Source organism: Gordonia oleivorans, assembly GCF_040044975.1.
GTDB lineage: Bacteria > Actinomycetota > Actinomycetes > Mycobacteriales > Mycobacteriaceae > Gordonia > Gordonia oleivorans.
In genome coordinates, this window is record NZ_JBDZDI010000003.1 from 292,846 (window position 1) to 304,432 (window position 11,587).

The following is an 11,587-nucleotide window of genomic DNA, read 5'->3' on the forward strand; positions in this document are numbered from 1 at the left end:
AATCCGACCCGCACGAGTACCCATTCTGTCCTGACCACATCCCGTACTCGCCCCGAATGATTTCTGTTGATGACGACCGTCCAGCGAGGTTGGCTACCACCTGCAGGGGATGGCCACGTCCACGAACAGACGACGGGCATTGTCGTCGACGAGATCGCAATCCGAACACGCCAGAGCACAGCGACGTCGACCGCCAGATCGAAGTGACCGACACCGGGTCGCGGTGCGGGGGAAGGGGCACCATGTCGTGAGCCGTATCACGTCACGTTCGGCCGGATTCGGGTTGGGCGGTCGCGTGCGCCTACGCGTGCGTGTGTGCACGGCGGGTGTCCTCTGCACGCTCCTGGTCGTCGCCAGTGCTGTTCTCGGACAACCAACCTCCGGCCCTCTGGGCGGTGGCGCCACGCTCCCGGCCGGGGTGGCCTTTGATGCCGACGTGGCAATCACCGATGCGGACATCGCCATCACCTGGCGAGTGGTCAATGGCAGCAGCCTGGAACTGCTGATCCCAACGCTGGTGTCGCACAAGGGTGTAAGTCCGGAGGGTGAGGCTTATGTTGTCGCGGCCGGCCGCAACGTCGAAATCGCACAACGGTTCTTCGACTGGCCCGACGAGGTCGAGGAGATGGCGACACCGCCGAGCGTGGGTGTACTGCGGGTCGGCCCCGGTGCCTCCGACACGCGAACCATCCGGGTGTCGCGTTCCTTGGCGGCCTACCACCCGTTCGGTGGCGGCTTCCGCGGCTACCCCACCCTCCCCTCGCGCCCCGAGGATGTGGTCTTCTGCCTCGGGATGACTCCCGAGCCATACTCACCTGCACTGGGACTCGAGAAGGACGACAACGGCGTCGAGTTCGCTAGGCATGGCCGAATCGCCTACGAGCAGCAGCACCGCTCGTGCACAGAGCCGGTGGCCCTCTGATGACCCGTCCCGGTGAACCATCCGACACGCCGTCGGTGAACCCCGCAGGCTGAACTCCCATCTGCGCGGAATGCATTGCGTGCAGGTGGGAGTTCGGCGTGCATCTGGCACGCTAGTTGCACGGAGCCGGCCCGTGAAAGCAAAAAACCGCCCGGGACCAGGCGGTTTACTTGCTCCCCCAACTGGACTCGAACCAGTAACCGTTCGATTAACAGTCGAATGCTCTGCCAATTGAGCTATGGGGGATTGCTCGTTTCGGTCCGTCCGGGCCCCTCGCGGAGTCCTTCAGAACCGAACGCTGACTCTAGCGTATCGGGCGAGCAAACGACAAAACGCCTGCTCACGACCTCGACGGCGTCGGCACCCCCCATGAGTGCCGGCGCCGCCGAAACCGTTCCCCGCGTCGGTCAGTGACCGGCCACGACGTCGGCCTCGTCCACGGTGACCGGTGTGCGGGCGTTGGGCAGGAACCAGTACCCGAAGCAGACGATGCCGAAGAACAGGTAGCCCAGAGCCACTTCCGGGTTCGCCGCCCACGCCACCTCCGGCGCGTGGATCAATCCGATGAACGACAGCACCGCTCCGACGGCGCACGCGATCGCCGCGAAGTGGAACTTCTTGTCCAGGATGAACGTGACAATCGCGCCGAGCACCAGTCCGACCAGCACGGCCCCCTGACCCAGGGTGGTCAGGCCGCTGTAGACAAGACCGGCGTTGGTCAGGGCCTCACCCCCGACGTCGGCGGCGGTGGTGTTGGCCGCCGCCAGCGCATTGTCGATCAGACCCGACCCCCATTGGGCGAGGTTGGGCAGGATCGCGGCGACGACGGCCACCGCATGCAGGCGCGGCACCGCCTGGAAGGCCTGTGCACCGATCAGCAGGCCGATGTAGAGCAGGATCGGCACGATCGCGGGCACCGGCAGTAGTGCCTCGAGGACACCGAACAGCCCGGCGAAACACAGCACGCCAACCGCGACGCCACTGGCCAGCGAGTAGCTTGATCGTCCGCCGGCGTCCTTCCATCCGGGGTGGCCGATGTACACCGCGGGCGGGAACGGCGACCCGAAGGCCGCACCGATGCAGGCACCGGCACCGTCGGCGAGCAGGACGCTGCGGAGGTTGTAGTTGTCACCGGCCGCCGCGGCGCTCTCGACGTTGCTCATCGCCTCGGTGAAGTTGTAGACGCCCAGCGGGATCGCGGTACCGAGCAGCGGCGCGAGATCGCCGAGACCGGAGAAGAGCATGTCGAAGCGCTGATCCGGGATACCGACCGCGATGTCGGACACCGCCTGCGACAGATCGGGCACCGACATGAACCCACCGATCCAGCCGATCGCGGTACCCACCAGCAGGGCGGCCAGGCCTACGGGGATGTTGCCCGGCAGCTTCACGTCGGTGAAGAAGCCGATGAGGATGATCGCCAGCACCGGCAGGCCGATCCATGCCGCATCCCACATCTGCCCGGCCGGCCGCATGGCGATGAACGTGATGGAGATACCGGCCAGGGTGCCCAGCATCGCCGCACGCGGTGTGAGCTTGCGGACGTAGGGCCCGATGAAGGCGCCGATCATCACGATGACACCGATCATGAACGCCCACGCCACACCGGCCTGCCACGCCTGCATCGCGTCATCGGTCTTCAGATAGACCGGCAACATCACCACGAAGACGACGATGAACATGTGCGGGACGCTCGGCCCGTACGGCAGCGCCGTCACATCGGTACGCCCCTCGCGTTGTGCCAGTCGCCGCGCCAGGAACGTGTAATACACGTTGCCCAGCACCAGCGCCACACCGAGAGCCGGCAGGACCGTCCCCAGGACGTCGGCGGCGGGGATCTTGACGACGGCGATCATCAACCCGGTCAGCGTGAGGACGTTGACGAGGATGTTGAATCCGAGCCCGAAGAAGGCGTTGGTGTCGCCCCGGGTCCACCACGGAACGGTGGTGGGCGCGGGCGTCTGCGGTGCTGGCGGCGCGGTTTCGGCGGTGGCACTCATGACGGAAATCCTTTCGGCAGAACAGATGTGGCGAGACAGGTGTGGCGAGGGTTGGGTACGGATCGTCGGAGGGTGTCGGGGATGGTGAAGAGGGTTGTCGGGTCAGGAGGCGGCGACGATGCCGGGGCGCTCGCTGCCGGTGAGGGCGGCGATGATGTCGGCGCTCGCGGCGGTCCAGCCGAAGATGCCGCCCTGTGCGGCGATCATGTCCAGGCCGACGCGCTGGAACTCGGGGAAATACGAACCGACGCAATCGGCGACCACGACGCACTCGTATCCGCGGTCGTTGGCCTCGCGGGTGGTGGTGTGTACGCACACCTCGGTGGTCACCCCGGTCACCAGTAGTTGCGTGATCCCGTTGTCGGACAAGATCTTTCCGAAATCGGTGGCATAGAACGCGCCTTTACCGGGTTTGTCGACGACGTACTCCCCCTCCATCGGGGCGAGTTCGTCGATGATGTCGTGGCCGTACTCCCCGCGAATGAGGATGCGTCCGAACGCGCCGGGATCACCGATGCGTTTGCTCGGCGCACCGCGGTGGAGTTTGGCCGGTGGACAATCCGACAGATCGGGTAGGTGGCCCTCCCGGGTGTGGACGATGACCATGCCGGCCGCCCGGGCGGCCGCCAGCAACTCCATCAGGGGCGGCACCACCTTCTGAAGTTGACCGACGTCGTTACCCAGGGTTTCGCCAAATCCCCCGGGCAACAGGAAGTCTCGTTGCATGTCGATGATCACCAGCGCGGTGTGGTCGAGATCGAGATCGATGGGGGCGGGTTGTGCGGTGATGGACACCATGAGAATCCTCTCGGGGGTGGGTACGACGATCGGGAGTTGGCGGCGGGTCGACGGTCAGGACGGGATGGGCGCAGCGGCCGCGGTGTCGGCGCCGGCGGCCGCGTGCGGCCGGGGCTCGTCGAGTAGCGCCGCCGCCAGACCCAGGGCGGCATCGTCGGTGAGCGCGTTGCCGAGGAGCATCGCGCTGTGCGGCCGGCCGTCGGCGGTATGACCTTGTGGCACCGCCACTCCCATCAGATCCAGGAGGTTGCCGAAATGGGTGTAATGGCCGAGTGCGGTATTCGCTGCGATCGGCTCGGCGAGCACTTCCTCGACGGTGAAGGTGCGGCCGATGGTCGGGACCACGAGCACGTCGATCCCCCGCCATACCTGCGCGGCAACACCTTTGAGGTCTTGCAGCCGTTGCATCGCGGCGAAGGCGTCGACGGCGCTGTAGTCGAGTCCGCTGCGCAGGATGTCGCGGACGACCGGATGGATGGAGTCGGGATGTTCGGCCAGGAACTCCCCGAACACCACCAGCCGTTCGGCCACCCACGGTCCGGCGTAGAGTAACTCCCCCGCCGCGAGAAACGGCTCCAAGGAGACGTCGACGACGTCGATGGGGGTCGGCATCTCCATGTGCGACAACCTGTTCCGGAACGTCAGGTGCGCCTCGCACATCTGCTCGTCGCCGAAGAACTCCAGTTCGTCGACCGGGGGCAATCCGACCCGTAGCCGATCCCCGCCCCAGGCCGGACCGGCCGGCCGCGACCAGGGATCGGCGTCGTCGACGGCGGCCAGCACCGCCATCACACGATCGACATCGTCCACGCACCCGGCCATCAGGGTGATGCAGTCCAACGACTTACATGCCGGCACCAGTCCGACCGCACTGATGAGACCGCGCGACGGTTTGTACCCGACGACGCCGTTGAGGGCGGCGGGCACCCGGCCCGATCCGGCGGTGTCGGTGGCCACCGCGAACGGCACCTGCCCCAGCGCCACCGCCAGCGCGGAGCCGGAACTCGAACCACCGGAGATCATTTCGTTCCCATAGACGCTGCGGGGAATGGTGTACGGGGTGCGAGTTCCGTTGAGGCCGGTCGCGAATTGATCGAGGTTGGTCTTGCCGACGTAGAGCGCTCCGGCGTCGAGGAGGCGTTGCACCGCGGGCGCGGTCTTCTCGGCGACGTAGGCGAAATCCGGGCACGACAACGTGGTCGGCACCCCCGCCACGTCGATGCTGTCCTTGACCCCGAACGGCACGCCGTACAGGGGCAGCCCACGAGCCCCCGGACGAGACTCCAATTCTGCTGCCGCCGCGAGTAATTGATCGCGGGGAACGGTGGAGAGCCACACCCCATCGTCGCCGCGTGCCTCGATGGCGTCGGCCACCCGACTCACCGTTCGCGTCGGCGATCCGCTTCCACTGATGTGACTGTCGATGATCTCGGCCACGGATGGTCCCGGTTGGGGATCCTGACCCGTCGATGAAAATCCCATAACGTCGATTGTCGACAGAATCATGGCGCCTGAGGAACGGTTATGTGTCGTTTGTGTTAGCGACTGTCCGCCGCGTCACGCGGTGATCTGGAAGCCCTCAGGCAGACACGTTGGCATCGTCGTCGTCGGTTGCCGCCACCAGATCCAGATACCGCAGGTGTCCGTGATCGTGCATCGCCGCGACCACGGCGTCGGGATCGTTGGATTCCAGCGCCTCGAGGATCGTCCGATGCCGGCGCAGTCCGTCGTCGGACCCGTGGTCGTCGGCCTCGGACCGGAGATTGACCGCCATCGGCAGTTGGAGTTTCAGCAGGATCGGCGCCAGGGCGATGTCGAGTTGCCGATTGTCGGCCAGCGCCACCACCGCCGCGTGGAACCGGCGGTGCGCGTCGTCGCGTTCCAGGTCGTCCGACGCCCGCCGCAACTGTTCGTAGGCCCCTCGGACGGCGGCGAGCTGGGTGTCGGGGTCGCGCAACGGCAACGCCGACTCGATCGCGAACCGCTCGAGCAGCGCCCGAAGTTCGAACAGCTGCAGGATGTCACGCGGCGACCATTCCGCCACCCGCACGCCCCGCCGCGGTAGGTGTTCGACCAGTCCCTGCTGCGCGAGAAGACGAAGCGCCTCACGAACCGGCGCACGACTGAACCCGAGATCGGCGCACAGGTTCTCCTCGACGACCTTCTCACCGGGTTGGAGTTCGCCGGACAGAATCGCGTCGCGGATACGGCGGGCGGCGACGTCGACGAGGCTCTCCGGAAGCCCGCGCGTCCTCCCTGCCCCGTCGTGCCCCGCCATCGTCGAAACCGCTCCCTGTGTCTACGCCGTCGAGTCACCAACGGTCTCCCGCAAAACTCCCGTCGAGATAGGACTGACGGTTCAGCCTGGCACATGGCCCGACCCTGAGTTACCAGGGCACCAGCATCCTTCGGTCCAGGAGACACCTTTGCGTCGGAGCGTTGCTTCTTCCTTGGCCATGCTACTAAAGCTAAGCAGCACTGTTGAGCCCACACGATCAGGCCGGTGTCGTGATTGATCACGACCGTCAGATCAGATAGCGGTGATCCTTGCGGTAGACGATGTCATCGATACTGATGTTGACGGGCTCATCCAGGCCATCCACGCCCGCGAAATGCCCATCGGCTACCCGCGCCGCGAACATCGACACCGTCCGCCAGGCCACCCGAGTGAACTCGGCGACCGCCGAGATCGGACAGTGCGCGGCCAACCACCCTTTGATGTCATCAAACGCGCGGGTAAAGCGACCCGCACTACGCACACCGAGACCGGTCGCGCGCACACCCGCGCGCCTCGACCACCAGCCTCACCCCCAGCAGCGGCGGTCTCCTCCCGCGCGACAACCGCGACAACCTCGAGGAATCCCCAAACGCACTCTGAATCCGGAAGAGCCGGTTTGGTTGTTGCAAACCAAAACCTAAGCGGGACAACAGCATTACGCCCTCACACCACGCCGAGCCCACCCACAACTACGTCACAAGTGCCACCCGCGGTGGCGCCTGCCCGGAACCGCCCTGGCCAAGATTCCACCCACAAGAACGTCAGGAGATCCCTTATCCGTCGCATCGAATCGCTGATCGACACGCGTAAATCCTGTTTGCATATACTTGAACATTTGCTTCATCTGCGTATCGAGCTGGGATAATTGATCATCATTCATATAATTCTATTATATATCGATAAGCGAGCGATTCAATAGCGGAAATGGCTAATCAGGGAAGCCCCAGTGACCCAGCAGGCATACTCCGCTTCATGACATGCTGTAGCGGCTACACCGACGATGGAGGAACCATCATGCCTGAGCAGCGTCGTATCGAACGTGCGTCACAGGGGTTCCTGCTACCAGTGGATCGCACTTCGCGCCTGGGCACAGAGTACGCGTGGTCGACACCGAACAATGGGGCTGGGTTGTTGGCGGCCTGGGCGATCTGGTGGCAGTGGACTTCCCCGATGGCGATCGGCAGCTCGTGTCGCCCGAGATGATTGAGTACCTGGACTGAAGGTATCGACAGAGTCAGCAGATCGCGGATAACCCCTCGGGCTGAACATCCCGAGTGCTGGCTACGGGCGGTAATCTTCGAATTCCCACTTTCCTAGACGGGCAAGCTTCTCGGCCACTTCAGTCCAGTCTTTCCCCTCGACACTGCTGACATATTCGTCAATGAACTTGTACGCAGCCGGGAGATCCAGCCTCCCTTGCAAGAGAGTGTGTCGGCCAAGCCGCGGAACGCCAGCCTCAAGCTCCGGCTTCAGCGAGTCGGGAGTGCACACCAGGATATCGAAAGACTCCTCACCAGGTTGACCGAGGGGGCCGCAGAGAATCCGCACCGAAACGGCATCATTACCGGGGTCTTGCGACTGATAAGTAGCGACGTCAACGTCCGCACTATACCAACTCTTTATCTCAGCTTTCACTCGTCATTCTCCGTCCACATCGAGATGCGCATTTCCCTGCCACTGCGAGCTCATACTTCCGTCCGGTGCTTTAGGTCCGCGCCACTCGTAGTTGGACTGCCTCTTTCCGAGATTCGGCTTATATGACGGCGGCCTCCACTGGCGAAGCCCGTCCGCGCTAACCCATGCTTTGCCGCCACTAGATAGTCTAGCTCCCGGGCCGACCCAAGCTTGCCCCAGCGCCGACGCCTGCTCGGGCGTATACGAACCGTTTCCGATTCCAAAGTTGCCCTTACCGTTCGCCGCATCCCGCAACAATCCAGACAGTTCGGGCCAATCAGCCGTGGGCTGGGTTTGAGCTGGTAGCGAGCCTGCTGTTTGGCCAAATCCAGATCCCCCGGGCTTCACCTGGCCTGGTGTCTCATTCGACGCAAGGTCTTGTAGCCCGTCAAGAACCGCGGCTTTGAGTCCCGGGGGCATCGTAGGCCAGATTCCGACCGCTGCAGTGGCGACGTCGTAGCCGAGGGGCCGCTCAAGCGCCTGCCCAGGATCAAGATGCGACTCGCTAACGAGGTTCCCGTTGTGGTCGTAGACGTAGTAGTTCCCGTTTTGACGGATGTAGGTTCGACCGTCAGCAAGTTCGCCGGTCGCGATCGTGACATCCTTACCGTCTTGTGATCCATTCCAGAACGTCTCGCCGGTGGTCGGGTCATAGCCACTCTGCACCCATCCGTTGCCGTTGCCGTCGACGAAGGCGGGTCTACCAGATGCGCTGACGGCTTGCCCGTCTCCGTCCTGGTAAACCAGCTGACCGTCGGGTCCCGGGTGAGCAGAGGTGGCGGTGTGTTCTGTGCTCGAGCCATCCGGGTTGTTCTGTGTCCACACGTATTGAGGTCCGCCGTCTGACCCGGCTTGCACGTTGACGCCGTCGAGATTCTGTCCACCAAGGTTGTTCTGAACCCAGTCGCCGTATGAGCGCTCCTGACCCGGCGCCGGCTGCAAGCCTTGGGTGGGACCGCGTGGCGCGACTTCTTCCGGCTCGCCCCACGGGACGAGCAGAGACCGAAGCCCTGAGTCCTCATCAGACCCACCGCCGCCAGCGCCGGTCGGCTCCTCTGGTCCTGCCGGCGTGGTCGACGGCACCACAGTCGGCACCTGACCTGATGGAGAACCAGCCGGAGAGTCGACGGTGGGCGACGGAGACGGAGTGGGAACTACCGGCGTACCTGGGGTGGGTGTCGCCTGCGGTACCGAACCAGTCGTCGCTGCAGCACTCGGCGCAGTTGGCGTCGCGGACCCGGAAGTAGGACTTGCCGTCGGGGATGCAGACGAGGCGGCCGTTCCAAACTCCTGGTTGTAAGCCGCCATTGACTCCTCATCCGCCTGGCGTGCCGCAGCAGGACTACCTTCGGTCGGATCAGCAATAATCGGATACAGCGCGTTCGGTGCGGGTTCGACGTGCTGGACCAGGTCACCGTTCTCGTCGACGGTGTACCACGTCTTCTGTGGCCGCCCGGCAGCATCAAACGCCCATGGCTTCGCGATCTGACGCACCGGTTTTCCGGTTGCGTCGTAGACGGTCGCTGACCCATCCGGATTCACCCCGATATGCCCGCCCGGTGGGACATCTTCATGGAACTCATAACTCTTTGGGCTGGTTGGATCGTTGATCAGCACCAACTGCGACGGACCCACCGTCGCCCGTTCCGACCCGCCACGCCGCAACAACGACCAACTCCGCAGCCCACCGGTGGATCGGCCACCTACCGTCGCACGACGCACCCGCGGATTCGCCGCGGCGAACGCCGCCGCACCCGCCACGACCCACGCCGCCAGCGGGATCTCCGGCTGCTTCGAGCCGGAATCCAGAGCATGGGGCGGGGTACCTGGTTCAGGGTTCGCCGACACTGCACCCGGTACCGTCGTCACCGCAGGAGCAGCGGTAGAAGGCACCACCGGAATCTGCCCGGTGATGTCACCCGGCGGTACCGGTCGCTGTGCTGTCGGCCGGACGCCGCCAGCATTCGGGTTGATCGGCGCGGAGCCGCCGCTGCCACCACCTGCTGGTGGTTGTGGGGTGCCCTGTCCGGGCACGGTCACGATCGGTGTGCCGTTCCCTTCGACCGGGCCGGGCCCAATATTGGAGCCGACCTGCGGGCCACCCGATCCAGCGCCGTTCGCACCGATTGTCGGTGCCGGGGTGTTTGTGGTCGGCTGGAATGTATTCGTAGGAACCGAAATGCACGGCCAATTCGAGCCGTACTGAGCGCGCATCTGATCACACAACGCATCCGCACGCGCCGGAGCAGGATCACTCGCGAGCGCAGCCACCGTGACCCCGCCGCCGATCGCCAACACCGCAGCCGCTAACAGCCCGGCGCCGAGACGGCGGCGGGGAAGCCGGTGACGGCCCCGACGAGACTTCACCGTCACGAGCCCTTGGGTATGATCTGCGTGTCGCTGGGTGCTGGGCCTCATTTGTTCTTGCCCCACATCAAGTGCACCGAGGATCGCGTCCGCACCCGCCCAGAACCAGCGTCCGGCGATTGACATCACCAGAAAGAACACGAGGAACACCGGGATCACACCCCACCGATCCGACCACCCACCAAGATTGGACAGGTTTGCTGCCGCCAGCACCAGCAGCACGCAGCCGACGAAGAACAGCACCACCTTGAGTACCGGCACTCCGCCGTCATTCGATGGATCGTCCGGCGCAGCAGCGCCATCGGGGGAGCGGTCACCAGCGATCGGTGTCACAGGGAGTTCAGTGGTCGCGTCGGCATTGAGGCGATGCGCGCCACCCGGAACGGACGAAGCAGGAGCAGTCATAACGGACCACAGCCCTTCATGGAGAAGATTCACAGAACGAGGAAAGCGAGGATGAACGTCGGGATTCACGCACCGCACGGCCACGCACGCCGAGGCGGATGACAGCGACGACAGGTCACAGGTAGTGGGGCTGGCCGTACACATTGATCGTGTTGTCGTTCAACGCTGTTGACAAGCTGACAGTCACATAGGCGCGCAGGGCGACCGGTCCCAGACAGCCATCGACCTTCACATGCACCCCGTCGACGGTGATACCAGCGGCCCCGGTCTGCATCCTCTTGCCACCGAACGGAATATCGGCGATCGTGCCCGGCCGCAACGTGGTGGAGATATTGGGAGTGACCGTCGCCCCGAGCACCACCGCCGGCGGATACGAGATGTTCATTTGCGCCGACGGCCCACCCGAGATCCCCACAGTGGCACCCGAGGTGACATCCGCGTTGCACCCGATCTGGAAACCCACTGCCACAGTCCCCGCCTGCACTGGCACTGACCCCGACCCGACGATGACACCCTCACCCTTCAGACTCAGGAAACCTTCTCTCGTCCAAGGTGATTGATTGAGAGGCGGCACCGAACGCACCTGCTCGTGTGACTTGATCGCCGAGACGACCCAGCCATCATCCGTGCGTTTCGTGGTCTGTTGATCGGCAAACGAACTCGGTGCAGCACCCGCCACGCCTGCCGCCATCACCGCCACTGCCGCCGCGAGCGCAGCAGACCCGCCTGCCAACCCCGATCGACCCCATACCCAACTGCCAGCGCTCACCACAACAACTCCCCTCCGCACATACGAGTGCATCATCATGCATCTGCAATGCGCGATGATCAATACTTCGCCAGCACGGCTCACGCGATTCGTCAACAGCACTCACGACTTCGCTATCATTAATTTCAGCTGTACGAGTCGGTCAGTTGGCGGAATCTCCAGACCGGGAAGAAATTCCCAAGAACCGGGACCGCGGAGACACTCCTACCGAACGCGTCAGTGGCCACGCCGGCGCACGCACCCGCCGAGCGGTATGCACGGTGCGGTAATCTCGCTGCCCGGGCATGTTTCACGCCCCACGGGGCGGTAGCTCAGTCGGTTAGAGCCGCGGACTCATAATCCGTAGGTCGCGGGTTCGAGCCCCGCCCGCCCCA

8 protein-coding genes, 2 tRNA genes and 1 pseudogene are annotated in these 11,587 nt (G+C 64.4%); 2 read left to right on the forward strand and 9 right to left on the reverse strand.

The annotated features are described in order from the left end of the window. The first annotated feature begins 436 nt into the window (after positions 1-436). Positions 437-922 (forward strand): hypothetical protein, encoded by a 486-nt coding sequence (locus ABLE92_RS07860; RefSeq protein ID WP_348804206.1) that lies wholly within the window; start codon positions 437-439, stop codon positions 920-922. Between the two features lie 173 nt (positions 923-1,095). On the opposite strand, the gene ABLE92_RS07865 is transcribed toward ABLE92_RS07860, so the two are convergent. The 9 genes and pseudogenes from ABLE92_RS07865 to ABLE92_RS07905 all read right to left on the reverse strand — a co-directional run bounded on the left by ABLE92_RS07865 (position 1,096) and on the right by ABLE92_RS07905 (position 11,213). Beyond that, positions 1,096-1,168, reverse strand: a tRNA-Asn gene (locus ABLE92_RS07865). 161 nt (positions 1,169-1,329) lie between these two features. After that, positions 1,330-2,922, reverse strand: coding sequence for a regulator (locus ABLE92_RS07870; protein ID WP_348804207.1), 1,593 nt, complete (start codon positions 2,920-2,922; stop codon positions 1,330-1,332). A 102-nt stretch (positions 2,923-3,024) separates the two neighbouring features. Next, entirely contained in the window at positions 3,025-3,720 is a 696-nt protein-coding gene (locus ABLE92_RS07875) for a cysteine hydrolase family protein (RefSeq protein WP_348804208.1), read from the reverse strand. A gap of 54 nt (positions 3,721-3,774) precedes the next feature. Further along, complete coding sequence (locus ABLE92_RS07880) at positions 3,775-5,202, reverse strand: allophanate hydrolase (RefSeq protein WP_348804209.1); 1,428 nt, start codon at positions 5,200-5,202, stop codon at positions 3,775-3,777. 97 nt (positions 5,203-5,299) lie between these two features. Further along, on the reverse strand, positions 5,300-5,998 hold the full coding sequence (locus ABLE92_RS07885) for a GntR family transcriptional regulator (protein ID WP_348804210.1): 699 nt from the start codon (positions 5,996-5,998) through the stop codon (positions 5,300-5,302). Positions 5,999-6,204: 206 nt separating this feature from the next. Further along, positions 6,205-6,476, reverse strand: a pseudogene (locus tag ABLE92_RS07890) (ISL3 family transposase); the annotation flags it as partial. Between the two features lie 803 nt (positions 6,477-7,279). Further along, positions 7,280-7,633, reverse strand: a complete 354-nt coding sequence (locus tag ABLE92_RS07895) for an Imm8 family immunity protein (RefSeq protein WP_348804212.1) — start codon at positions 7,631-7,633, stop codon at positions 7,280-7,282. 3 nt (positions 7,634-7,636) lie between these two features. After that, positions 7,637-10,477, reverse strand: coding sequence for a PQQ-binding-like beta-propeller repeat protein (locus ABLE92_RS07900; protein WP_348804213.1), 2,841 nt, complete (start codon positions 10,475-10,477; stop codon positions 7,637-7,639). A gap of 82 nt (positions 10,478-10,559) precedes the next feature. After that, complete coding sequence (locus ABLE92_RS07905; RefSeq protein WP_348804214.1) at positions 10,560-11,213, reverse strand: MspA family porin; 654 nt, start codon at positions 11,211-11,213, stop codon at positions 10,560-10,562. Positions 11,214-11,513: 300 nt separating this feature from the next. On the opposite strand from ABLE92_RS07905, the gene ABLE92_RS07910 reads away from it, so the two are divergent. Then, positions 11,514-11,587 (forward strand) — tRNA-Ile (locus ABLE92_RS07910).

Excerpts from the sequence above, each read along its gene's own strand:
- ABLE92_RS07870 (WP_348804207.1), bottom strand. The coding sequence starts at position 2,922 with ATGAGTGCCACCGCCGAAACCGCGCCGCCAGCACCGCAGACGCCCGCG.
- ABLE92_RS07875 (WP_348804208.1), bottom strand. The coding sequence starts at position 3,720 with ATGGTGTCCATCACCGCACAACCCGCCCCCATCGATCTCGATCTCGAC.
- ABLE92_RS07880 (WP_348804209.1), bottom strand. The coding sequence starts at position 5,202 with ATGGGATTTTCATCGACGGGTCAGGATCCCCAACCGGGACCATCCGTG.
- ABLE92_RS07885 (WP_348804210.1), bottom strand. The coding sequence starts at position 5,998 with ATGGCGGGGCACGACGGGGCAGGGAGGACGCGCGGGCTTCCGGAGAGC.